This is a genomic window from Paenibacillus sp. PvP094, from assembly GCF_040546835.1.
Taxonomy (GTDB): Bacteria; Bacillota; Bacilli; order Paenibacillales; family Paenibacillaceae; genus Paenibacillus; species Paenibacillus illinoisensis.
This window is the reverse complement of the sequence record NZ_JBEPOM010000001.1, coordinates 6158371-6181014: the sequence shown is the minus strand read 5'-3', so window position 1 is coordinate 6181014 and position 22644 is coordinate 6158371. Positions and strand designations below refer to the sequence as shown.

Sequence of the window (22644 nt, the reverse complement as noted above, 5' to 3'; positions counted from 1 at the left end):
ACACAACACAACCGAATAAGATGAATGTTGGATTTGCACGTAGCGGAGAGTGCAGTGCCAATCTGGAAAAGCGTAGCGTTCGCCTTTACAACCGGATTTTTTCCCTATGAAAAATAGTTCAGAAAATCCGGGGGTAACAGCGATTGAAAGATGGCAATGTAATTGGAGCGGCTAATGCGAGAATAAACATTCATCTTATAATATCTCATAGAAATGGAGCGATTTCAGTGGCGCAGGAAGAAGAAGTGCAGTACAACCATTATGGAATGCCTACCTACGATACGCGCAATCTGGTCATACGCGACGACATTATGGGAAAAGCCAAAGAATTGGCTGATATGCTCGGCACAAGCGAGGAAGTAAGACACTTCCAACAGGCTGAGTCCAAAATTCGCGATCATGAGCGTATCCAGCAATTGATTGCAACAATCAAGAAGAAACAGAAGGAGATCGTTGCCTTCGAAAGCTTCAAAAATGCAGAGATGGTCAGCAAAATTGAACAGGAAATTGAAGAATTGCAGGATGAACTGGACAGCATCCCATTGGTAACCGAGTTCCAGCAGAGCCAAAGCGATATCAACTACCTGCTTCAACTTGTCATCTCTGTCATTCGGGATACCGTTTCCGAAAAAGTGAATGTGGAGGCAGGCACGGATTCACCTCCGACCAGCTGCGGTTAATGGACAAGAAGGGTGCGGACGCGGTCCGTGCCTTTTTTGACTTATAGGAACAGGGAGCTAACACAATCGATCTTGAAATACATTTCGAAGAGCTCCACGCAGTGGGGTTCTTTTGTGCGTGTACGGTTGACGAACGCCTTTACAGGAATAAGACCAGGCTGGCAAGAGCAGGCTTATTAGTAATGATCAACCGTATAAAGGAGATAGCATCCGAGAGTCCGCAGCAGAATTACAGGTACAATGAAAAATATAGACAACTTAGTCGATAACATTAATGTGCAACAAAGGGGAAATGGAAAATGGATATTTTGGATAAAATGGTCGAAGAGGGCAATGAACGATTCTGGGGGTTCCTGGGTTGTCGTTATATCAAAGGGAATGAAAAGGAAGTACAGATCGCATTAACGGCTGGCGAACATCATACGAATTCGATGGGGATTATTCACGGCGGAGTGCTTACTTCCCTGATGGATCAAGCGATGGGGATGGTAGCCACAGCAGCGATGGCCGTGGACAGCTGTGTGACGACCAATCTGAATGTACATTTTCTGGCACCGATGAAACAGGGTGAGTTAATGGTGACAGCAACGGTGCTGCACCAAGCCGGACGGAGCCTCACCGCCCAAGCGGAAATTCGTGATGCATCAGGTACATTAGGATGTATGGCAACAGCCACGTTCCGTGTGGCACGATCAAAAACGCCAAGTACAGAATCCAAAGGTTGACAAACGATATTATTATGTCATAATGAGATTATCAAAATGAAAGTAGTCGGTGGTGCCCATGAGCGAAAACTACGAACACGTCAATGAAGAGAACGATGAACAGGCAGCACTTGCCTATAGTTCCAAGAAATATCGTACCCCCGATGGCGTTCCTGCGGATATCGTGATGTTCACCTTAACCAAGAGAGAACGCAAGACGGTAACCAAGACACTTCCTATTCGTGAACTGAAAGTGATGCTGATCAAGCGCAAAGGCTGGCCTTTTGCAGGTCGCTGGGCTTTGCCCGGTGGATTCTGTCAGGAAAATGAGTCCATCTATGATGCTGCCAAGCGGGAGCTAATGGAGGAGACCGGTGTCGACGGCGGACATCTGGAGTATTTAAATGTATATAGTCAACCCGGGCGGGATCCGAGAGGATGGATTATCTCCCATGCGTTTTTCGCGCTTGTAGAAGAATGGATGCTGGAACATCGCCAGGCGGCGGATGATGCTGAAGATGTGGGCCTGTTTACCATCCAGGAAGCATTGCAGGAGCTGGAGCTTGCCTTTGATCACCGGACAATCATTGAGGATGCATATCGCCGCATACAGCAGCAGATGCTGGAAACGACGATTGCACGACAGTTTCTGCCGCGTGATTTTACGTTAAGCGAACTGTACCAGGTCATTCAGAGTGTGGTACCTGATTTTGAAGAACCAAACTTCATTCGGAAAATCACTTCCACTCGCAGTCGAAAAGGGATTGTGGAAGAGGTACGAGACGAAGAGGGGAACCTCCTAAGTTCCAACCAGTACTCACAGCGTCCGGCACAGCTTTATCGTTTCACGGAACTCGTACCCCGTCTGTCGATCTATACTTAATTTCGGAAGTTTATCATTAAGGAGTGTATCTGGATCAACCCAACCTATTCTCAAAAGGGAGTGTGGACGATGAAAGCACTAATTGTGATTGATTTTACCCGTGATTTCGTGGACGGATCCTTGCCTGTAGGCCAGCCCGCGGTTGATATTGAGAAGACAGTTGCCGCGATAACGGAAGCATATTGTAATAATAAGCATGAAGTTATCATGGCAGTTGATCTGCATGAAGAGAGTGATCCGTACCATCCGGAAACGGCTCTTTTCCCACCGCATAATGTTAGAGGGACTGAAGGAAGGCAGCTATATGGCCGTCTGGCACAGGTGATGCAGGAACGTCATGAAGATATTCGGTGGATGGACAAAACAAGATACAGCGCATTTTCTGGTACGGACCTGGAACTCAGGCTGCGTGAACGCGGGATTACAGACATCGCACTGATCGGAGTATGTACAGATATTTGCGTTCTGCATACGGCAGTGGATGCGTACAACAAAGGTTTTCACATTACGGTGTATGAAGATGCCGTTGCCAGCTTCAACCCGGCGGGACATGAATGGGCACTCGGACATTTTCAGTCAAGCCTTGGGGCTCAGGTCATTAAGGCCAGTGAGACCGTACTTGTAAGGGCTTAGCCTGGCGTTCAGTGATGGCGTTAATAAAATGATGAGCAGGAAATAATCCGGAGACTCGTATCTTTACACATGTTCTGATACAAAAGTAAGGAGTCTCCACATGTTGAACCGAGTGCACAGGATACACTTGTGTAACGAGCGGAAGTCAGAGAGGATGAGACAAATGCAGACGACTAGCCTGGCTTTACATACGGATAAATATCAAATTAATATGATGTATGCACACTGGGTGAATGGCACTCACAAACGAAAAGCGGTGTTTGAAGCCTATTTCCGCAAGCTTCCTTTTGGTAACGGTTATGCCGTATTCGCCGGATTGGAACGGATTGTGAACTATATCAGCCAGCTTCGCTTCACCATGGAAGACATCAAGTATTTATCCAAACAAGAGGAAAATTACGATCCGGTCTTTCTGGAAGAGTTGCTCCAGTTTTCATTTCAGGGGACAATTCATTCCATGAAGGAAGGAGCGCTCGTTTTCCCTGATGAACCGCTCATTCGGGTAGAAGGCTCCATTATGGAGACCCAACTGGTGGAGACGGCAATACTTAACTTCATGAACTATCAGACCTTGATTGCAACGAAGGCGTCACGGATCAAACAGGTGGCGAGTCAGGACACCCTGCTTGAATTCGGAACCAGACGGGCTCAGGAAGCCGATGCAGCCATATGGGGTGCACGTGCATCATACGTCGCTGGGTTCCATGCAACGTCCAACATGCTGGCAGGAGAACGTTTTGGCATTCCGACAGCTGGAACACATGCCCACTCTTGGGTACAGAGTTTCATGAGTGAACAGGAGGCGTTTGACGTCTATGCCAAAGTGCTGCCTGATCAGGTGACCCTGCTCGTAGATACCTTTGATACGCTGAACAGTGGAGTACCTCATGCGATCAAAACGGCCAAAATGCTCGAAAGCCAGGGCAAGAAAATGAATGCCATCCGGCTGGATAGCGGTGACCTTGCCTACCTGTCCATTCAGGCACGTCAAATGCTGGATGAGGCAGGACTGGATTACGTTAAAATTGTGGCGTCCAATGACCTGGATGAGAACACGATCTTCAACCTGAAAGCTCAGGGCGCTCGCATCGATACATGGGGCGTGGGTACACAGCTGATTACGGCATCCGACCAGCCATCCCTCGGCGGGGTTTACAAACTGGTCGAACGTGAAGTGGATGGTGCCATGCTGCCGACGATCAAAATATCGGCGAATCCCGAGAAGGTATCCACCCCAGGCAAAAAAGAAGTATTCCGGATCATTGATCCGAAGCATGGTAAGGCCATTGCAGATTATATCTGCTATCCTGGAGAAGAACAGCCGCTTCAGGGCGGGCCGCTCAAGCTGTTCAACCCGCTACACCCGTATCTCAAAAAGACCGTAACGCGCTATGAAGCGGTAAATATGCTTGAACCAATCTTTGTGAATGGGTTGAAAGTATATGAGCTGCCTACCCTGGATGAAATCCGTAGCTACCACCGTGAACAGATGGATCTGTTCTGGCCAGAGTATTTGCGTAAACTCAATCCGGAGATTTACCGTGTGAACATCAGCCCAGCAGCATGGAATATGAAGCAGAAGCTGATTGCTGAACACGTACAATTCACAGAGGAATGAGAACGGAAGAAGGCATAATCGGTATATTTACCGGGTTATGCCTTTTTGGTTTCGGATTTGTTTTTGTAACCATTCATCGGCTTCAGGCTTGGCTTTACGAATTCATGCGGCTGTGTCCAACGTCACGACAGATGGGCTAGGAGCCACAGTATACTAAGGGTTAAAGACGGAATGTAGTTGGACATGGGCATAATTATTTCTCGGGAAATGGCAAAAGCCGCCAAAATTCTGCATTGTTCACAAGTTATGGATCCGCATAGTCTTAGGAAGTTGCAGGTGGACAGCACGGCCAGGATCCAATTCGCTAGCAATTCTAGAATCTTACGTTTTCTGTTTCAAGCATGCAGCCTCGGGGGATGAAACAGTGAGGGAGGTGTACATCGTGAAATGGATCTTGGGAATGATCTGGCTTGCCTTCTTGGCATATGCATGGATTTGGGCGCCTGGAAAGCCAGTGGGGAGCGATCCTGTGTTCAAAGAGCTGATTACGCTGCAGAGCAAGGAAGCATGGTTGATGACCGTGTTCTCATGGCTGGGCATTTTTCCAGCGATCTTCGCATGTCTCCTGTTAAAAACACCTGCAAACGAGCGTGGAAGCCGTGTGCCTGTTTGGCCGTTCGTGCTCTTGTCTTTTGGCTTGGGAGCCTTTGCGCTGCTTCCTTATTTCGCATGGTCGTCACCAAAGCGGAGTAGACGGGGAACGGAACATCTTCATTTTGGCTATCGCCGCAGCTCTATAATTGGGCGGATTGCAGGACACAAACTGACTCATGGTATACTTTTATTGTTGACGTTGGGTACGGCATGCTACGGATTCATTCAAGGCCATCCGGCTGTATATATGGAAGCATTCAGGCAATCTTCCTTTGTACATATTATGACGATTGATTTTGTTGTGCTGACACTGCTCTCCGTTATTGCAATCTATAGGGATGCCGTGTTCAGTCGCAGATCACGTGTATGGGCGTTAACAGGGTTGGTGCCCCTAATTGGACCGCTCGTGTATTTGGTAGTGGATAGAAGAAGTGCAGCTTAAGATCAGAAAAATCACCAAACATAAGGAGAGGATTTACATGGAGAATACGTTTCCGGCATATGTCGTTCGAAGTCAAGAACAAGGCGGAGTTAAGGCATCTGTAGAACAGTTGAAAAAAGAAGATCTACCCAATGGAGATGTGACTGTACAAGTACAGTACTCCAGTGTCAATTATAAGGATGGGCTCGCTACTATCGAAAAAGGGGGAGTTGTTCGTGAATATCCCATGGTACCGGGGATCGACCTGGCAGGTATGGTAGAAGAGTCCGTAAGTGGTCGATTTGCCCCGGGGGACCGGGTGATCAGCACAGGTTTTGAGCCAGGGGTGTCTCATTTTGGAGGCTACAGCAGATACGCTCGTCTACGGAGCGAATGGCTGGTTCCGCTGCCACCGGGTCTCAGCGAGAAGGAAGCGATGGCAATCGGTACAGCTGGTTTTACGGCAGCTATGTCGGTTGATGCTTTACTTCAGGCAGGGGTTACACCAGACATGGGCAAGATTTTGGTTACGGGGGCAACCGGCGGCGTTGGGAGTATGGCCGTGGCCATTTTGGCGAAGCTTGGCTTTGAAGTAACGGCTAGTACTGGAAAAAAGAAAGAGCAGGAGAAGTTGCTTATAGATCTGGGCGCCTCACACGTTATTACACGCGAAGAAGCTGACGCCCCGGCCAAAGGGGCGATGGGCAAACAGCTGTGGGCAGGGGTTGTTGATCCAGCCGCAGGCCCAGCACTGGCCGAACGTCTGAAGCAGGTTCAATATGGAGGTGCAGTTGCCGTATCCGGATTGACTGCTGGATCCCGGTTTGAATCTACCGTTTTTCCGTTTATCATGCGGGGCATTCAGTTAATCGGGATTGATTCAGTGTATTGTCCAATGGAGAGACGGGAACGCTTGTGGAACCTCCTTGGCGGGGATTGGAAGCCGGATCGCGCGCTGGAGCTGGGCATACAGGAGATCACCTGGGCACAGCTGCCACACACGCTGGAGAACATTTTGCAGGGTGGCGCGGTCGGTCGTACCGTGGTAAATACGATGGCAGACATACCAACCGAATAAGATTCTTTTCACCTAGACATGCTAATCCTACCTAAGATTGCCACGAAGCAAGAAGTGGTGGGAAAGGAAGGAAACGTATGTCTGTTGGAAGAAAAGGAACGCGGTGGGCAGTAGAAAGAGGATTGAGGTCTTTGTTTGCAGGAGTTATGATCGTACTATGCCTGGGATCACTTGTTGCTTGTTCAAATGAATCTGCTCAACAGGAGCGAAAGGTGTACAGCGGGCAAGCGACGGAAGAGGGCAATATGAGAGCCAAGAGTCAGGGACACGGCTTAAACGGCCCACTGATACAGGAGCTGGATAAAGCTTTTGCCGCCAAAGACATCAAGTTAATGAACAACATGTCCGCAGATGATGGCGAAGGTGGAATCTCCTATATGTACCTGCTGAATGGCAGCGGCCGACATATTGTAAAGGTTCACATTTTTGGTGATCCGGGCACAAGAACCGCACGAATGAAAGAAATGTACGGTATTTCTGACGAGCAGGCAGTGATTGAAAATGCACTTGGCCAAACAACGATTCGGAGCAAAGGGTATGTGTCACTTGTATACACCGCTTCAGGTGGGGAGAAGGACATTTATGGAGAAAAGGTAACCCAAGTGTTCCAGCATGTGCTGAATCAGTTGAACTGATCCCAAAGGCAGGAAGCAGCAGCATCGTTAAAACTATTTGTTCATTCATGGGATGAATTAAATAAATGTATAGAAAACGACAAACCCGTCTGATGATTCAGACGGGTTTGTATATTTCGCGCATCACATGCCGCAGCTCTGGAATAATGATTTTTTCCATTGCCAGCTTGACTGCACCTTTGGAGCCCGGCATGGAGAAAACAGCTGTTCGTCCAATTGTTCCCGCTACGGCTCTGCTCAGAATCGCAGCTGAACCGATATCCTCTGTATAACTGAGGAAACGAAAGATTTCACCAAAGCCGGGCAGTTCCTTGTCAAGCAGGGAGGATACAGCTTCATACGTTGTATCTCTGGGAGCGATCCCGGTACCCCCACTGAGCAGTACGGCTTCAATATCATCCCGTACGGCTGCATCCTGCAGAATGGTGCGGATACGCTCGGTTTCGTCTGGTGTAATGATATATTCGGCAATTTCATATCCTGCCTCGGTCAGCAGTTGATGCATGAGTTGTCCACTGGTATCCGTGTCCTGGGTGCGGGTATCGGATACGGTGACAATCATGCAAGAGACCTTGTCCGGCGCTTCTCGACGATGTTGTTCCACTGAGTTGGTCATGAGACATCCTCCTAATCCATATTTTCTCATAGCATAGACCATTCGGCAGTTTCAGGCAATGCGCCGGCGAGAATTGCTCCATATTGCACATTGAATGCAGGATGGTGTACACTCGCTAGATATAGAATTAGAATGATTCATACAATGGTCAGCCAGAGAGGTGTATAGCAATGAGTGTAATGAGTGAAAAAGAAAAGTCCATACCAGTATATATATTGTCAGGTTTTTTGGGGAGCGGAAAAACGACGCTTCTTGTGCAGTTGATTGAACATTGGCAGCAAGCAGGCTTGCGTCCTGCAGTAGTCATGAACGAGCTCGGTGAGGTAAACCTCGATGGTCAGGTAGTAGATGCTGAAGTACCCATGACCGAAATGCTCGGGGGCTGCATCTGTTGTACGGTTCGAGGCGACTTGGGTCTTCAGCTTGCTGATCTTGTACAGGAGGAGTCGCCGGATGTCATTGTCATTGAAGCGACGGGAGCAGCCAACCCAATGGAAATTCTGGATGCCGTGACGGAGACGTCCTTGTACATGCGTCTTGAGCTGAAAAGTCTCATTACGGTTGTGGATGCAGCACATCTGTCAGGCTTGTACCAAGAGCAGAAGGGGCAGACGTTCAAGCTGATGCAGGAGCAGATTCGCTGTGCCTCGGTACTGATTCTGAACAAAACAGACCGGGTTGGTGAACAGGAAATAAGTGATCTGCAGCAGCTGCTCACGAAGTGGAACGGTTTTGCCCCGGTTATTCAAGCCGTGAGATGTGAAGTCGACATGGATTTGCTGCTTCAAAGCGGGGATGGAGTGCATGCCTATCAGGCTGCAGCTGAATCGAATGATCAAGAGGCTGCGACAGAGCACGTCCATACTGAGGCATGTTCAGAGCATGGTTGTGGTCATAGTCATGAACATCATCATGAACATCATCATGAACATCATACCCCGCACGCATCACATGAGCATGTTATGGTATATACGCACTATTTCAACCAACCGGTGAACAGCGAAGCTTTTGAGCGGTTTATAGCTGGATTGCCGCGGGATGTTTACCGAGCCAAGGGCATTCTCTCCTTTAGTGATACAGCTAGCCGCTTCTGGTTTCAGTATGCATATCGGGAATCGGACTATATGAAAATCACGCCTCAGGGAGACGTGCCCAATGTGGCTGTGTTCATAGGTGAGCATTTTGACCAGGCTGTCATTCGCCATCAATTACTGGAAATGGAATCCATAAATCAGGTTTGATGATTCAAGGTTCCTCCGAACTGGGTATTAAGAAGCATAGCAAACTTTGCCTGGGAGGTAACTTTAAATGACACAACAACAATATCAACAATGTATTGATGCTTGCCTGGAGTGCATGAATGCTTGCAATGTATGTTACATATCCAGCTTGAAAGAATACGATCTGGCGATGCTTCGTGACTGTATCCGACTGGACCGCGAATGTGCCGAAATCTGTGGATTCGCTGCTCAAGCCATGACGCGTGGAAGTGATTTCATCGCTGAAATTTGCGAACTTTGCGTAAAAGCTTGCGAAGCATGTGCAGCGGAATGCAGCAAACATGAACACGATCACTGTCAGGCATGCGCCGAAGCTTGCCGTAAATGTGCAGAAGCTTGCCGTTTGATGGCAGCAGTAGCTTAAATAGATGCATGAATGAGCGGCCAAATGGATTTGAATATGATTGGCTCAATCCCCTCTTGAAATCAACGCAGAGTACATCAAACCAGATGTGCGGATACGTTGCAATCAGGAGGGGATTTTTGCGATGACGAGCACTTGAAAGCATGCACCGCAAATGGGATGCCTACAGAACAGGATAATAGAAGCGTGGCGGCCTTCATCGGGGAATGTTAATTTTTCTACAGGTTGCTAAAGTCATAAGCGATATGTATAATGATGGCAATGAATTGAAACGATAAATATCCGTGATCGGGAGAGTAACCAGAATCATGCTTAACAGCGAGCCGGAGCAGGTGGAAGCCGGTATGACATGACCTGTGTGAACCGCACCCGTGAGATGGTTATCCGAAGTGATGCTTTTTTGGAGTGAAAGACGAAGCATCTTCATGAGGGTAATCCGGCATGCGGCCGTTATTCGCACCAAGCGGAGCAGCTTCGGGCGCCATATGACATGTGGCAGTACGAGGTTGTTCACCTAGAGTGGTACCGCGGGAACTGTCAGATCAGCTCTCGTCTCTTTTATAGAGACGAGAGCTTTTTTATTTTTATATTTTGTTAATCCATATCAGCAAAGGAGTGTTTATTATGTTAATGAAACAAGCGGCAGCACATCTTGCTCCTCTTACGGAGCTGCAGGAAGAAGAGGTTCTCAAGCTTTTGGAAATCCCGCCACAACCGGAGCTGGGGGATGCAGCATTCCCTTGTTTTGTACTCGCCAAATCACGCAAGAAAGCACCTGCAGCGATTGCTGCGGAGATCGCCGGCGAACTGAAGACAGCAGACTTTACAGCTGTAGCAGCAGGGCCTTATGTGAATATCCAGTTTAACCGGGAAAAGTGGTCCTCGGAATTACTGGAATGGGTGGGCCAACCTTCGTTCGGTAAGCTCAATATTGGCAAGGATGCACGCGTATTAATTGATATGTCGTCCCCCAACATCGCGAAACCGTTCGGCATTGGACATCTTCGTTCAACGGTTATTGGTGCAGCGCTATATCGGTTATACAGTGAAGCCGGATATATCCCGGTGAGTGTTAATCATCTTGGAGATTGGGGAACCCAGTTTGGAAAACAAATTGCTGCCTACAAACGCTGGGGTAACGATGAAGCGCTTGAAGCAGAACCTATCCGCACTTCCCTTGAGCTCTATGTACGGTTCCACGACGAAGCGGAGAATGACCCAACCCTGGAGACCGAAGCCCGTGAGTGGTTCCGCAAACTGGAGCAGGGAGATGAAGAGGCCAGACGCTTATGGACGTTCTTTGTTGAGGTGAGCATGAAGGAATTTGACCGGATGTATGAACGTCTGAATGTACAGTTTGACCATACTCTCGGCGAGAGCTTCTACAATGACAAGATGGGAGCCGTTGTGGAAGATCTCAAAACCAAGGGTTTGCTGGAAGAGAGCGACGGAGCGTTAGTCGTGCGTTTGGAGGAAGAAAATATGCCGCCTTGCCTGATAATCAAAAAGGACGGAACAACCATCTATCCGACACGGGATTTGGCCACAGCCGTTTATCGTCATGATGTTATGAAGGCAGATAAGCTGTTATATGTCGTTGGGGGAGAGCAAAAGCTGCATTTCAAACAGGTATTTGCCGTACTGTCCCGGATGGGATATGACTGGGCTGCGAACTGTGAGCATATTCCGTTTGGATTGATGCGCTTTGAAGGGCGGAAGATGTCCACCCGGCGCGGTAAAGTCGTCTTTTTGCAGGAAGTGCTGGATGAAGCGGTTGCTCGGGCTTTACAGATCATTGAAGAGAAGAATCCAAACCTGGACAACGCGCAGGACGTTGCGGAAGCCGTAGGTGTAGGAGCGATTGTTTTTGGTGATTTGCGCAACAACCGGCTGAATGATGTGGATTTCTCTTTGGAAAGTGCGGTCAGTTTTGAAGGGGAGACCGGACCTTATGTCCAGTACACCTATGCTCGGATCAACAGTGTACTTACCAAGGTCAAGGACACGAACATCAGTAGTGAGAATGGCCAAGCGACTAGCTCGAATGTTACAGAGATCAATAATGGCGCAAGTCACACAGCAACCGTTGGAGACGCCTCTTGGACGCTGCTTAAGTTATTGGCTGATTATCCGCAATATCTTGAAAAAGCCGTTGGGCGCAATGAACCTTCGGTGATTGCCAAGTATGCAATTGATCTGGCTCAGGCATTCAACCGTTTCTATCACGCCGAACGTATCGCTGACGCCCCCGCTGAAGTACGGCCGTTCCGGGTGAATCTAACCAAGTGCACAGCGGAACGTATTGTCCGCAGTCTCTATTTGCTCGGCATCCATGCACCTGAGCGGATGTGATGTCCTGTGAGATGGGGGAAGCATAGAACTGGTAGTGAAGCAAATGGTACTAAAAATAATGAAGCAGGCAAGTTGCCCGAAGGGATCTCGCTTCAGCATGTGAGTAAACGTCTCGGAGGCGTATCCGTATTGAGTGGGATTAATTTACATGTGGAAGCTGGAGAATGCGCTGTGTTGGTAGGCAGAAATGGTTCAGGTAAAAGCACCTTGCTGCGAACCTTGGCAGGATTCTTGGTTCCTGATCATGGCGTGGTGTGTCAGACGATAAACGAAAAGAAGATGTACGCGCTCGACGGATTGCCACGTTTGCCATTCACTTCAGCTGAATATTTGTGGGAAATGGGCCGGATTCGTGGCATCCGACCTGCGTTGCTGCGACAACGTATAAACGAGCTGAGTAAGATCCTTTTTCTTGGGTCTGCGCTCGATCAGAAATTATCCCTGTTATCCAAAGGAACGCTTCAAAAGGTCAACTTGATTCAAGCGATGCTACCAGGTCCAGATGGGCTCATGCTGCTGGATGAGCCATTATCCGGCCTGGACCTTCCTGCCCAGGAGGCAGTCGTAACCCTGCTGCAGCAATGGAAAAAGGAGGGCACATCCATTGTGACAGCTTGTCATGAACCGCTATTTATTGAGCGTATGGCCGATCAGGTCTATGTGCTTCAAAACGGTCGTGTATTACGGCATTGGAAACGCTCAGATCTAAAAGAGTTGGGAGAGCCCATTGTCCAAATCCAGAGTTTAATGAAAGGATCGAATATGGAGCTCCTAAATACATATTCGAAACTTGTTGAACAGGAGGGTGTTTTACAGATCCATCGTCATGGGGAGATGCATGATCGCAACGAAGTAGTATGGGACTGGAAAGTTGAACGCAGTACCACGGATCATGTGATCCATGAAATTATTGCGGCTGGTGGTTCGATTATGTCTGTTTTGCAAGAGGAAAGCCGAGTACATATGGAGCGTTTGCTGGAAGGTTATCATCCGGTCGATCGTCTGAAGAAAAGCGCCACCGAACCTGCTTCCTCCCATTCTCGATTGGACACGATGGAAGGAGAGTCTCCATGATTCATCTAACCCGGTATTTGCTCAGACAGTACATCCGTTCACAGAAGTATTTTGCACCCGTTGTGATGTACATCATCGCCATGCTCATGATCTACTCATATCGGCCAAATCCGGTGGCGGACAGTTATAGTGTTACGGCCATGCTTCTCTTTTTTGGGTCTGCTTGGCTAGGATTGACCGTAATGAACGCAGAGCCAGCAGGGCAAATTCAATTGCTTGTTCTGCATGCAGGAAACCGACGAAAAGTTATCCTTGGCCAATTATGGTGCACCTGGTTGATGCAATGTGCGCTTGTGGTGATCACCGTGTTGTATCCTGTGATGTTTGGTATGTTCGAGAGACCGCCGACTGGCGGAGAGTGGATGATGGCGTGGTCGGGACATTTGGCATTATCTCTACTGGGTTTAGCTGTAAGTCTGTTCTTTCAAAAATCGTATATTCCCCGGCTTAGTCGCAGTCTGCCTGGATTGATTGTTATGCTGCTTCTTTCTTTTGTTCAGGGTTCACTCGCAAGTCATTTACCAGACTGGCTGCAATGGTTAAGCAAAGTCCTGCCCCCAGCTTTCTATCTTGTGCGTGAAATGATGTTATTTGAAGAATGGAAGTGGGTAACTGTCTTATTGCCAATCCTCTGGGCTGTAATATACGCATTCGTCCTGTTCTCCGTTCATATATGGCTGGCTGGAAGAAGGGATTTGCGGAGTTAGAAGCCGTTAATCCCTACGACTTGAATGTTGCTCTTTCTTTAGTTACGATAGAGGAACATAAAACGGGAAATGGGTACGGGAATGAAAGGGGAGCTCGCTTTTGCAAAACTCAGACATGCAGCATGGTGACATGCTGGATAGCGAACACTCCAGAGAATTGTTTGCATACTATGGATTAGCTGTTTACTATGGACAGGCTCTTGAGCAGCAGCTCGTCAATCTGATCCTGTTGATGAAAATGTCTCAAGGCAAAGTTGTATCCGATGAAGATCTGGAAGATCTATACGAGCGGAAAATGAGCAGTTCACTTGGGCAACTTATCCATGAGGTTAAGCATCACTTTACGTTTTCAGATGAAGAAACCCGCCAGTTGAATGAATTATGGAAGCAGCGGAACAGCATTGTGCACCATTACTTTAAGGAACGAATTCATGAAACCTTTAGTCCTGAGGGACGATCGCGCATGATCAAGGAACTGGAGGATTTCAAAGACCGTGCGCAGGAGCTGGAGATCAGCCTACAACAATACACGGGCGCCTGGATTGCACAGCTAGGATTAAATGCTGAGTCGGCTGCGGCGCTGCGGCGACTTGAACATATGCATTCTGAGAGCTCGCATGCCCAAAGCATGGAAGAGGAGAATCAGCTTGATTGAAGGCAAGGTAGGGGAACGAAAACGGAAAAAAAGAGGAAAGCGAAGCTGGCTGGTCATTGCCATTACATCCTTGGTGTTGATAGGAATTCTCTGGGCCCTAGTTACGGCCTGGCTGATCGCGGAATACACATCTGAGCAATCGACCAGACAAAGTGATGCAGCTGTCATTCTTGGTGCTGCTGTGGAAGGGGATCGTCCTTCACCTGTATTTCGAGAGCGAATTGAACATGCTATTGCATTATATCGTCAGGGTACAATACCCATACTCATCTTTACCGGCGGTTCTGGACGTGATGGGGAGCGCTCTGAAGCGGAAGTGGGAAAGGATTATGCAGTTGAACATGGTGTAGATCCAAGAGATATTCTGATCGAAACACAATCAAGAATTACAGAGGAGAACCTGGTTAATACCATTGCAATTGGGGATCAGGCAGGATACCAGAAATATACGATTGTAAGTGACCCGCTGCATATGAAGCGGGCCATGAAGCTGGCAAGCCAACTGGGCATGGATGTTGTACCATCTCCAACACAAACGACAGCCTATCAGACCTGGCGCAGCCAAATTCCATTTTTGGCACGAGAGACTGTGTTATACATGGGGTATACGGTAAAAGGATGGATAGACAATCTGCAGTAGCCTTCAGGCGAATTGTGGGTTGTCTTTTCTTTTTGCACAACTGGGCAGCTGTGATAAGTCCATCACATTTCAATCGTACGCCTCCTCGTTTTATGAACCTCCTTATACACTTCGCTTTGTTTACAATAGAAAACGCCCTGTGCGCAGACTGGAAAGTCTGCGCACAGGGCGGGAATAAGAGAACTTTGGACATTGTATAGTCAATGAATGTCTTATGAATAAAGAGTTATAGATTACCTCCAGCCAAGGAAGGGGTTGTAGGGATAACCTGACCTGAGCTGCTGCTCTCATTTCCCCCGCTAACCGCTTGTGCGCCTTGTTGAAGCTGATACATCTGATAATATCGTCCTTGAAGTTCCATCAGTTCATCGTGAGCACCCTGTTCCACAATGCGACCGCGGTGCAGGACCAGAATCTGGTCAGCAGAACGAATGGTGGAGAGGCGGTGCGCGATGATGAATGTGGTCCGTCCTTTTTTGAGGACTTCCAGTGCATTTTGAATCAAGGCTTCCGTTTCCGTATCGATATTGGCCGTTGCCTCGTCGAGAATAAGAATAGCCGGATCAAAGGCGAGTGCTCGGGCGAAAGAAACTAATTGACGTTGTCCGGCAGATAGCGTACTTCCTTTTTCGATAACGGGTTCATCGAATCCCTGAGGCAGATGTGCCAGGATCCGTTCTGCTCCTACATCACGAAGCGCTTGCTCGATCTGTGCGCGAGTAATGCGCTCATCTCCAAGACTTACATTAGACGCAATGGTGCCGGTGAACAGATAGGGATCCTGAAGCACGATCCCCATATGCTGCCGAATCCACTGTTTCGGCAACTCCTTGACGTTCTGACCGTCGATGGTAATCTTGCCTTTTTGCGGATCATAGAACCTGAATAACAGGTTAATAATCGAGCTTTTACCTGAACCGGTATGACCAACCAAGGCAACAGTTTGGCCCTGTGAGGCTTTGAACGAGATATTGTTCAGCACGAAGTCCTTTTTATATGCGAAGGATACATCGTCAAATACCACATTTCCCTTGTATCTTGGCATCGAGCCATCGGTTACCGGTTCTCCCTGTTCGTCCATGAGCTCAAAGACACGTCCAGCGGATACGAGGGAGGAATCCAGGTTCGCCAGTTGGTTGACCATGCCGGTGATCGGTTGGAACAAACGACCCAGAACATCGACGAATGCATACAGAACACCCAGTGATATAATACTGGAGCCGTCCAGCACACTGGAACCGAAGTACCATAGAACAACGGCAAAGGCGATATTCCGCAATACATTTACCAGGTTGTGAGAAGTGAAGGCGTTTAAGTTCAGCATTTTGTTCTGATGTTTCATATAATCGTCGTTCAGATCTTCGAATTCCTGTTTAGTCTGCTTCTGGTGTCGGAATACGCGAATAATGGACATCCCTTGAATGGATTCATTAATGATCGCATTGATCTCACTCAGACGTGAGCGGATAATTGTATTGTAACGGGTAGCGAATTTGCGGTAGAGCACAATCCACAGAATCAGCATCGGTACAACGAACAACGAGATCAGTCCGAGGCGGAAATCCAGCAGGAAGAGGGCGACATATACACCTGTAATCGTAATGATCCCTGAGAAAAAGTTCGATAGCACGGCAACGAACAGATCCTTAACGGCTTCCGTATCGTTTGTGACCCTAGAAACGACTTTACCTGCGGGAAGATTATCAAAAAAGTGTACGGGCAGCCGTTGAATATGGGCGTAGACATCATTACGAAGCCTTTGAATAACCTTGTTTGCAGAGGATTGCAGCCAGTAGGTTTTACCAAACTCCATAATGACCGAGATCACGAGAAAGATCATGTAATATACAATTAATTGATAGATGCTTGGCATCTCAGGTTTGTAAAAAGCAAAGAGTTCACCCGCGGAAAGCGGCTCTGCCGCATATTGGCCGGTCACTTCACCCGCACGCGTAACCGTCAAAGTTCCATTTTCATATGAACGATCTCCATCGGGTGCAGTTACAGGTTCATTGACGAAATAAAAGCTTTTACCGGCTTGCAGTACTCTGACTTCGGCACCTTTCACTTCACCGGCTTCGAATCTGCCTTCTCGTTTGTAATTCTTGCCGTTGTATACAGCGGCTTCGGATGAAGCCCCCGTTTCATAGAACGGCTGTTCAATGGCTAGTAGATGATTGTCAATCATCGACTTGGCGATGAACGGACCGGCGAGCTCAGCCGCTACACCGATCGTTAACATGATTAATGCCGCAATAAAAGTACCTTTGGCTTTCAGGGCATATTGAAGCAGCCTTTTGCCTGTATTCGACTTCAAAACATTGACCTCCTACGTGGACAGATTGGATTCCACCTGCTGCCGTTCATATTGTTCACGGTACCAGCCGTTCATGGCAAGCAGCTCCTGGTGGGTTCCTTCTTCCGTAATTTTCCCGTGCTCCAGTACGATGATCCGGTCTGCGTGTTCAATGGCGGACAGGCGGTGCGTTGAGATCAGCGTGGTTTTGCCCGAGCGTTTGTTGCGTATATTTTCAATGATTTTGGCTTCCGTTCTTGCATCGACTGCAGATAAGGCATCATCGAGGATCAGAATATCCGGATCGGCAATAAAGGCACGTGCCAGAGATACCCGCTGTTTTTGTCCCCCCGACAGGGCAATTCCCTTCTCACCAACAAGGGTATCCAGTCCATCGGATAATGTCCCCAAATCTCCATCAAAGGCTGCGGTACGGATGGCTTCCATAATGACTTCATCACTTGCACCCGGCTTGCCGAATTGAATGTTTTGACGAACTGACTTGGAGAATAGCACTTGCTCTTGCGGAACGTAACCGATCCAGCTGTGTAAGTCATCCTTGGCGATCTCCTGAATCGGATGGCCCGATATGCTTAATGTACCGGAACCGGCAGGGTATTCATGAAGCAGCTGTTTGAGCAGGGTGGACTTACCGCTTCCCGTACGTCCCACGACACCGAGTGTCTGACCACGGCGAAGCGAGAAGCTGACATGGCTAAGATTATCGACAGTGGAACTTGGATAGCGGAATGTCACATCACGCATCGAGATCTCTTCAGGATTCGTAATATGTGCTGGCTGATCAACGTCCTGAACAGCAGGCTCTACAGATAAAGTTTCGTTAACCCGGTCCAGTGAGGCGCTGCCACGCTGCATCAGGTTAATCAGTTCGCCAATGGCAAACATAGGCCAGATCATCATCCCCAGATACATATTGAACGATACGAGATCTCCAAGGGTAATTTCATTGTGGAACACGAGATAAATCCCGTAGGCTAACGCAATTACATAACTGAGACCGACACACAGCCGAATCGTAGGTTCAAACAGTGCATCCATCTTGGCAACAGCCAGGTTTTTGCGATAAACGTCTTCGGTGACATCAGCAAACCGCTTCTGATCCAGACGTTCCTGAACATAAGCGCGAACGACACGAATACCCGCGATGGATTCAAGAACCTGATCATTCATATCCCCGAATGCATCTTGTGCCAAAGTATAACGTTGATGGACGGCTTTCCCGTAGATCATCATGGCAATGGCGATAAATGGTAATGGCAGAATTGCAGCAAGGGTTAGTTTCCAGCTCACCAGAAAACCCATCGCGAACAAGACGGTAGCCAGAAAGGCAGTTGAGTCCGTTAATGTCAGCATGCCGAAGCCTGCTGTTGTGGCAATGGAACGAAGGTCGTTGGTCGCACGAGCCATCAGATCTCCCGTTCTGTTCTTCTCAAAGAAGGGCGGGGTCATCCGCAGCAGGTGATCCATGAAACGCGATCGCAACAAGCGTTCAACCAGATTCGCACCACCAAACAGTTTGTGCATCCATATGTACGTGGTCAGATAGATAATAACGACTGTTCCTAGAATAAGTAAAATGTAACGTGTGAGTGAGGCGCCAGTAATGGAACCGCGCACAATCTCGTCAATGGCATTGCCTAGCAGACGAGGGGGGAGCAGTTCGGCTACACCCACGAGAATGAGCAAAATGACACCAATCAGGTATCGTTTGCGTTCCAGCCGGAAGAACCAGGCCAGGTTTTTGAGTACAGAGAACAAGTGGTATCCCTTCCTTTCAAGTGTCAGTGAAATACGTTATCTACTCATGTGTACCGGTTTCTACCCACAAAAAAAGACATACCGCACGCAGGCGGTATGTCTTGGATATCAATCATACGGCGCATGGCTCCGAGAGCAGAGCCACCGCTGAACATAAGTATCGAAAGTGTGCGCAGCAGGTAACCTTATTCAGGATTACTGCAGTGCTGACTTAAGTACGGAATAACGATTTCGAGGGCGCTCCGGTATTTAATTGTGAGCTGAATAGACCATCCATATGAATGTTAAACACCGTAATCACCCTTTCTGTTTTGGAAATAAATTGAATGTGGATCTCGTATGTTTGCATCTTAACACCGCCTTTTGGGATCTGTCAAACTTTTTTCACAATTGCATGAGCAGCTCTTTTTGTTTATTTCTGTGGTGTAATGTTTGAACTCAAGCCCATCAAGCGATATGATGTAACATATATATAGAGAAGGAGCTGACATCAAATGAGTACCATACATGTATCTGACCGCGCTGCCCGCTGGTATAAAGACGAACTAAACTTGAACGAAGGAGACAGCATCCGATTCTTCGCGCGTTATAGCTCCGGCGGAGGTCTCCATCCCGGTTTTTCACTGGGAATCGCTGTTGAGGAACCGCGCCATCCGGCTGAACAAACAGAAGTTTCGGGGATTCGCTTTTTTATGGAAGATCACGATTATTGGTACCTGAAAGGCCACAAGCTGCATGTCGATGTAGTGGAAGAAGGACAAGATATCGAATATCGTTATACTGAGGTCTAATCAGGGTTGTTCTTGCGATACCTTCAGTTCAGCCTGTGTAACGAGGTGAAGGAACTGGAGTGAAATGTGCCTAAGCATGGATTGTACCGCTGGCTTCTGCCGGCTTCGAACAGGAGGGATAGGAATTGAATCCGCCAGCCCGAGATTTGGCCCAATATATTGCACGTCGTTCCCATATTCTGGTGAAGGCAGCAGTTTGGGCTGAAAACGAACGAGGTGAATTGTTGTTGATCCAGCACGCCGAGCAAGGTCATTGGCGTATTCCCGTTGGACTAATGCGTCCTGGCGAAGCCATTGAAGATACAGCTCACAGGGAATTGTGGGAGGAGACGGGATGGACAGCAAACAGCATGACACTTGAAACGCTGCATTCGGGTCCCGACCTGAGACAGCTGCATTCCAGCGGGGATGAAGATTATTATGTGATCGCCCTGTTCCGAGCCCGAATCATTCAGGATCGTCTGGTGGAATCACGAGTAAACAGCGAGGCAGGGTTGAAGTTTTTTGACCCGAGATCACTTCCGGTGCTGAATAGTCTAAGTCGTATGTTGCTTGAAGGTAAAATACTAGATTAAACGGCAAGACCAAAGAAGCCTTTCCAACGGGGGAAGGCTTCTTTGGTCTATATCACATGCGCATACAGAACTCTTCAGATCAGCTAGACCTGATCGAGCGGTTCTTCGTCCATCGCAAAATCAAAGTCATCAATATCAAATACTTGCACAGGGGCCGATGACTCTATAATTCGTGCGATCAGTTCAACCTGATCCGTGAGAATTGGGATGCTCAGGCGCTGTGAAGTGAGCAGCAGCTCAGTCTCAATCGGATCGAAATACTCACCATACTGTGCTGTATCCACCGCATTGATAATAGCGATGGACACCTGATCACCAAACAGGATGGACGGGCTTTTTGCCCAAGGAACGGATAGGGCACGTTCGATCTTCTTCTTATTAAGCGGTTCTTCAAAATAAGAAATAATCTCGTTAATTTTCGATTTTACATGCTGATCATCAGCAGGGTTATCCATCAAAGGATCCGGGCTGACCTGAAATTCATATAACTCCAAGACGGTGGTATAAGGAACAATATATTCAACAGGCGCGGGCGGCGCGAGCAATTGACCGTAAATAGCCACCATCACGGCTTCTGTAATAAACTGACGTGACATGGTACCTGAATCCTCCTGCGGCCATTAATAATTGCGAGGTGAATCAATTTGGTTATGCAAACGAATACAAATTAAATTGATTTCTCTGCTATGGACATGGATGCATGAATTGCATGAATAGTAGTATATCATACAACGGTGGGAAATACAGCCAGTCAGTAGAATGTCAAGTCCCAACTTTAATCAGGATTTGCCGAGCAGCAGGGACAGTATTCCTGCCGCAATCAGTGGTCCTACAGGGACTCCTTTGAATAGGGCAACCCCAAGTACGGTTCCAATAAGTAACCCAGCAACAACTGTTGGCTGCGTACTCATAAGCGTAGCGCCCCGTCCACCCAGATAAGCCACAAGTAAGCCCACACCTATGGCGAGCAGCGATTTCCAGTGAAGGAAAGACTCTCCAATCGTCTGCAGACTCATCTTGCCGCTGGCAAGGGGCGCCATGACCCCGATTGTCAAGATGATAATGCCAAGCGTAAGTCCGTATTTTTCAAGCCAAGGAAAGGCTTGGTTCACATTCAATACACGTAACAGGAGCAGAAATACCATAGCTACAGTCACAGGTGTATTGCTGCTGATAATACCAAGTGCTGCAAACACGAGCAACAGCAAAGAGGTCATATCCATGGATTTCAATTCCCTTCAGCCTGCCCGCGTTGCCGACTTACGATATGCTCCGCAATATATTTTCCATGCCAGCGACCGGATTCGATGAATACTTCATTGGCATTGCGTCCTGAGGCGATGACTCCGCCAACGTAAACTCCTGGTACGCTGCTTTCCATCGTTTCCACATTGTACACAGGTTTGTCCAGGTCATCTGACATTTCAACGCCGACGGAAGAAAGCAGTTTGCGGTCTGGACGGAAACCGGTCAAAGCCAGTACGAAGTCGTTATCAAGTTCACTTGTTGATCCATCTGCATGAAGCAGGCGAATGGAATCATCCAATATCTCATTAACCCGTGCACCGAGATGTAGCGTAATACGGCCTTTTTGAACCATGCTCTCAAATAGAGGGCGTACCCATGGCTTGATATGCTCGGACAGACCCGTACCCCGATATACCATGTCAATGTGGGCGCCTACACGGACGAGTTCCATCGCTGCATCCACGGCGGAATTGCTGCCTCCGATGATTGCAACACGCGTACGGGTGTAGGGATGTGCTTCCCGGAAATAGTGAGTAACTTTATCTTTGTCTTCTCCCGGAATACCGAGGTAATTCGGGTGGTCGAAGTAACCTGTTGCAACAACGACATTGCGTCCCTGATGAATAATGCTTTCCCCGCGGCGGTTGACCGTATGTACTTCAAAGGTTGCATCGTCTCTACGTTTGATTTCGCGGGCTTCCTCATAATTATGAACACGCAGGCCGAAGTGTTCGGCTACTTTGCGATAATAGGCGAGTGCCTCGTAGCGGAAAGGTTTGTCGTTTGGCGAACTGAACGGGACATTTCCGATCTCGAGCAGTTCCGCTGTGCTAAAAAATTGCATATGGGTTGGATACAGATAGATGGATTGTACAATATTGTACTTCTCTACAATGACAGCTGACAGTCCCAGCCGTTCACATTCGATGGCAGCAGATAGACCACAAGGTCCTCCACCAATGATAATTACATCTTCCATGTTCTTACTCCTCCTTCATTCAAGCAATATTATCCTACCGTA

The 22644-nt window shown here is 48.1% G+C and carries 23 protein-coding genes; 17 read left to right on the top strand and 6 right to left on the bottom strand.

The window, feature by feature from the left end; genetic code table 11:
- The first annotated feature begins 266 nt into the window (after positions 1 to 266).
- The 8 genes from ABIC22_RS27895 to ABIC22_RS27860 all read left to right on the top strand — a co-directional run bounded on the left by ABIC22_RS27895 (position 267) and on the right by ABIC22_RS27860 (position 7246).
- Positions 267 to 680, top strand: a complete 414-nt coding sequence (locus ABIC22_RS27895) for a YlbF/YmcA family competence regulator (protein WP_095287792.1) — start codon at positions 267 to 269, stop codon at positions 678 to 680.
- 299 nt (positions 681 to 979) lie between these two features.
- Positions 980 to 1405, top strand: coding sequence for a PaaI family thioesterase (locus ABIC22_RS27890; protein WP_095358569.1), 426 nt, complete (start codon positions 980 to 982; stop codon positions 1403 to 1405).
- A 58-nt stretch (positions 1406 to 1463) separates the two neighbouring features.
- Complete coding sequence (locus tag ABIC22_RS27885; RefSeq protein WP_095287688.1) at positions 1464 to 2267, top strand: NUDIX hydrolase; 804 nt, start codon at positions 1464 to 1466, stop codon at positions 2265 to 2267.
- Between the two features lie 69 nt (positions 2268 to 2336).
- A complete protein-coding gene (locus ABIC22_RS27880) occupies positions 2337 to 2900 on the top strand; it encodes a cysteine hydrolase family protein (RefSeq protein ID WP_354485351.1) in 564 nt (187 codons plus the stop codon).
- Positions 2901 to 3063: 163 nt separating this feature from the next.
- Entirely contained in the window at positions 3064 to 4518 is a 1455-nt protein-coding gene (locus ABIC22_RS27875; RefSeq protein WP_127536214.1) for a nicotinate phosphoribosyltransferase, read from the top strand.
- 382 nt (positions 4519 to 4900) lie between these two features.
- Positions 4901 to 5554, top strand: a complete 654-nt coding sequence (locus tag ABIC22_RS27870; protein WP_354485349.1) for a hypothetical protein — start codon at positions 4901 to 4903, stop codon at positions 5552 to 5554.
- Positions 5555 to 5591: 37 nt separating this feature from the next.
- Complete coding sequence (locus tag ABIC22_RS27865; protein ID WP_354485347.1) at positions 5592 to 6611, top strand: acrylyl-CoA reductase family protein; 1020 nt, start codon at positions 5592 to 5594, stop codon at positions 6609 to 6611.
- A 131-nt stretch (positions 6612 to 6742) separates the two neighbouring features.
- Positions 6743 to 7246 carry a hypothetical protein gene (locus tag ABIC22_RS27860; RefSeq protein WP_154893557.1) on the top strand — a complete coding sequence of 168 codons (504 nt, stop codon included), beginning with the start codon at positions 6743 to 6745 and terminating at the stop codon, positions 7244 to 7246.
- Between the two features lie 97 nt (positions 7247 to 7343).
- Here the strand turns inward: ABIC22_RS27860 and ABIC22_RS27855 are convergent, their stop codons facing one another.
- Positions 7344 to 7862: a MogA/MoaB family molybdenum cofactor biosynthesis protein gene (locus ABIC22_RS27855; protein ID WP_354485345.1), complete on the bottom strand. Its 519-nt coding sequence runs from the start codon at positions 7860 to 7862 to the stop codon at positions 7344 to 7346.
- A gap of 170 nt (positions 7863 to 8032) precedes the next feature.
- Here ABIC22_RS27855 and ABIC22_RS27850 point away from each other — a divergent pair, with 170 nt between their 5' ends.
- The 7 genes from ABIC22_RS27850 (at position 8033) to ABIC22_RS27820 (ending at position 14934) form a co-directional block, all read left to right on the top strand.
- On the top strand, positions 8033 to 9103 hold the full coding sequence (locus ABIC22_RS27850; RefSeq protein ID WP_354485343.1) for a CobW family GTP-binding protein: 1071 nt from the start codon (positions 8033 to 8035) through the stop codon (positions 9101 to 9103).
- Positions 9104 to 9170: 67 nt separating this feature from the next.
- On the top strand, positions 9171 to 9506 hold the full coding sequence (locus tag ABIC22_RS27845) for a four-helix bundle copper-binding protein (RefSeq protein WP_095287680.1): 336 nt from the start codon (positions 9171 to 9173) through the stop codon (positions 9504 to 9506).
- Positions 9507 to 10130: 624 nt separating this feature from the next.
- Positions 10131 to 11858, top strand: coding sequence for an arginine--tRNA ligase (gene argS / locus ABIC22_RS27840; RefSeq protein WP_354485341.1), 1728 nt, complete (start codon positions 10131 to 10133; stop codon positions 11856 to 11858).
- A 6-nt stretch (positions 11859 to 11864) separates the two neighbouring features.
- Entirely contained in the window at positions 11865 to 12932 is a 1068-nt protein-coding gene (locus ABIC22_RS27835; RefSeq protein WP_354485339.1) for an ATP-binding cassette domain-containing protein, read from the top strand.
- Positions 12929 to 13639, top strand: coding sequence for a hypothetical protein (locus ABIC22_RS27830; RefSeq protein WP_354485337.1), 711 nt, complete (start codon positions 12929 to 12931; stop codon positions 13637 to 13639). The genes ABIC22_RS27835 and ABIC22_RS27830 overlap by 4 nt, the downstream gene beginning before the upstream one ends.
- A 100-nt stretch (positions 13640 to 13739) precedes the next feature.
- Entirely contained in the window at positions 13740 to 14294 is a 555-nt protein-coding gene (locus tag ABIC22_RS27825) for a hypothetical protein (RefSeq protein ID WP_246058078.1), read from the top strand.
- Positions 14287 to 14934 (top strand): YdcF family protein, encoded by a 648-nt coding sequence (locus ABIC22_RS27820; RefSeq protein WP_354485335.1) that lies wholly within the window; start codon positions 14287 to 14289, stop codon positions 14932 to 14934. The genes ABIC22_RS27825 and ABIC22_RS27820 overlap by 8 nt, the downstream gene beginning before the upstream one ends.
- A 226-nt stretch (positions 14935 to 15160) precedes the next feature.
- Here ABIC22_RS27820 and ABIC22_RS27815 read toward each other — a convergent pair whose 3' ends face one another.
- Positions 15161 to 17251, bottom strand: coding sequence for an ABC transporter ATP-binding protein (locus ABIC22_RS27815; RefSeq protein ID WP_354485333.1), 2091 nt, complete (start codon positions 17249 to 17251; stop codon positions 15161 to 15163).
- A gap of 12 nt (positions 17252 to 17263) precedes the next feature.
- Positions 17264 to 19009 (bottom strand): ABC transporter ATP-binding protein, encoded by a 1746-nt coding sequence (locus ABIC22_RS27810; protein ID WP_095358556.1) that lies wholly within the window; start codon positions 19007 to 19009, stop codon positions 17264 to 17266.
- Positions 19010 to 19503: 494 nt separating this feature from the next.
- On the opposite strand from ABIC22_RS27810, the gene ABIC22_RS27805 reads away from it, so the two are divergent.
- Positions 19504 to 19800, top strand: coding sequence for a HesB/YadR/YfhF family protein (locus ABIC22_RS27805; protein WP_127536202.1), 297 nt, complete (start codon positions 19504 to 19506; stop codon positions 19798 to 19800).
- Between the two features lie 125 nt (positions 19801 to 19925).
- Positions 19926 to 20375, top strand: coding sequence for an NUDIX domain-containing protein (locus tag ABIC22_RS27800; RefSeq protein ID WP_127536201.1), 450 nt, complete (start codon positions 19926 to 19928; stop codon positions 20373 to 20375).
- 83 nt (positions 20376 to 20458) lie between these two features.
- Here ABIC22_RS27800 and ABIC22_RS27795 read toward each other — a convergent pair whose 3' ends face one another.
- The 3 genes from ABIC22_RS27795 to ABIC22_RS27785 form a co-directional block, all read right to left on the bottom strand.
- Entirely contained in the window at positions 20459 to 20971 is a 513-nt protein-coding gene (locus tag ABIC22_RS27795; RefSeq protein ID WP_095287670.1) for an ADP-heptose synthase, read from the bottom strand.
- Positions 20972 to 21154: 183 nt separating this feature from the next.
- Positions 21155 to 21598, bottom strand: a complete 444-nt coding sequence (locus ABIC22_RS27790) for a DUF441 domain-containing protein (protein ID WP_095287669.1) — start codon at positions 21596 to 21598, stop codon at positions 21155 to 21157.
- A gap of 5 nt (positions 21599 to 21603) precedes the next feature.
- A complete protein-coding gene (locus ABIC22_RS27785) occupies positions 21604 to 22602 on the bottom strand; it encodes a YpdA family putative bacillithiol disulfide reductase (RefSeq protein WP_127536200.1) in 999 nt (332 codons plus the stop codon).
- Positions 22603 to 22644: the final 42 nt, after the last annotated feature.

Bases quoted from the DNA above. Each gene is read 5' to 3' on its own strand.
- ABIC22_RS27895 (WP_095287792.1), top strand. From the start codon at position 267: ATGCCTACCTACGATACGCGCAATCTGGTCATACGCGACGACATTATG.
- ABIC22_RS27890 (WP_095358569.1), top strand. From the start codon at position 980: ATGGATATTTTGGATAAAATGGTCGAAGAGGGCAATGAACGATTCTGG.
- ABIC22_RS27885 (WP_095287688.1), top strand. From the start codon at position 1,464: ATGAGCGAAAACTACGAACACGTCAATGAAGAGAACGATGAACAGGCA.
- ABIC22_RS27880 (WP_354485351.1), top strand. From the start codon at position 2,337: ATGAAAGCACTAATTGTGATTGATTTTACCCGTGATTTCGTGGACGGA.
- ABIC22_RS27875 (WP_127536214.1), top strand. From the start codon at position 3,064: ATGCAGACGACTAGCCTGGCTTTACATACGGATAAATATCAAATTAAT.
- ABIC22_RS27865 (WP_354485347.1), top strand. From the start codon at position 5,592: ATGGAGAATACGTTTCCGGCATATGTCGTTCGAAGTCAAGAACAAGGC.
- ABIC22_RS27855 (WP_354485345.1), bottom strand. From the start codon at position 7,862: ATGACCAACTCAGTGGAACAACATCGTCGAGAAGCGCCGGACAAGGTC.
- ABIC22_RS27850 (WP_354485343.1), top strand. From the start codon at position 8,033: ATGAGTGTAATGAGTGAAAAAGAAAAGTCCATACCAGTATATATATTG.
- ABIC22_RS27845 (WP_095287680.1), top strand. From the start codon at position 9,171: ATGACACAACAACAATATCAACAATGTATTGATGCTTGCCTGGAGTGC.
- argS (WP_354485341.1), top strand. From the start codon at position 10,131: ATGTTAATGAAACAAGCGGCAGCACATCTTGCTCCTCTTACGGAGCTG.
- ABIC22_RS27830 (WP_354485337.1), top strand. From the start codon at position 12,929: ATGATTCATCTAACCCGGTATTTGCTCAGACAGTACATCCGTTCACAG.
- ABIC22_RS27805 (WP_127536202.1), top strand. From the start codon at position 19,504: ATGAGTACCATACATGTATCTGACCGCGCTGCCCGCTGGTATAAAGAC.
- ABIC22_RS27795 (WP_095287670.1), bottom strand. From the start codon at position 20,971: ATGTCACGTCAGTTTATTACAGAAGCCGTGATGGTGGCTATTTACGGT.
- ABIC22_RS27790 (WP_095287669.1), bottom strand. From the start codon at position 21,598: ATGGATATGACCTCTTTGCTGTTGCTCGTGTTTGCAGCACTTGGTATT.
- ABIC22_RS27785 (WP_127536200.1), bottom strand. From the start codon at position 22,602: ATGGAAGATGTAATTATCATTGGTGGAGGACCTTGTGGTCTATCTGCT.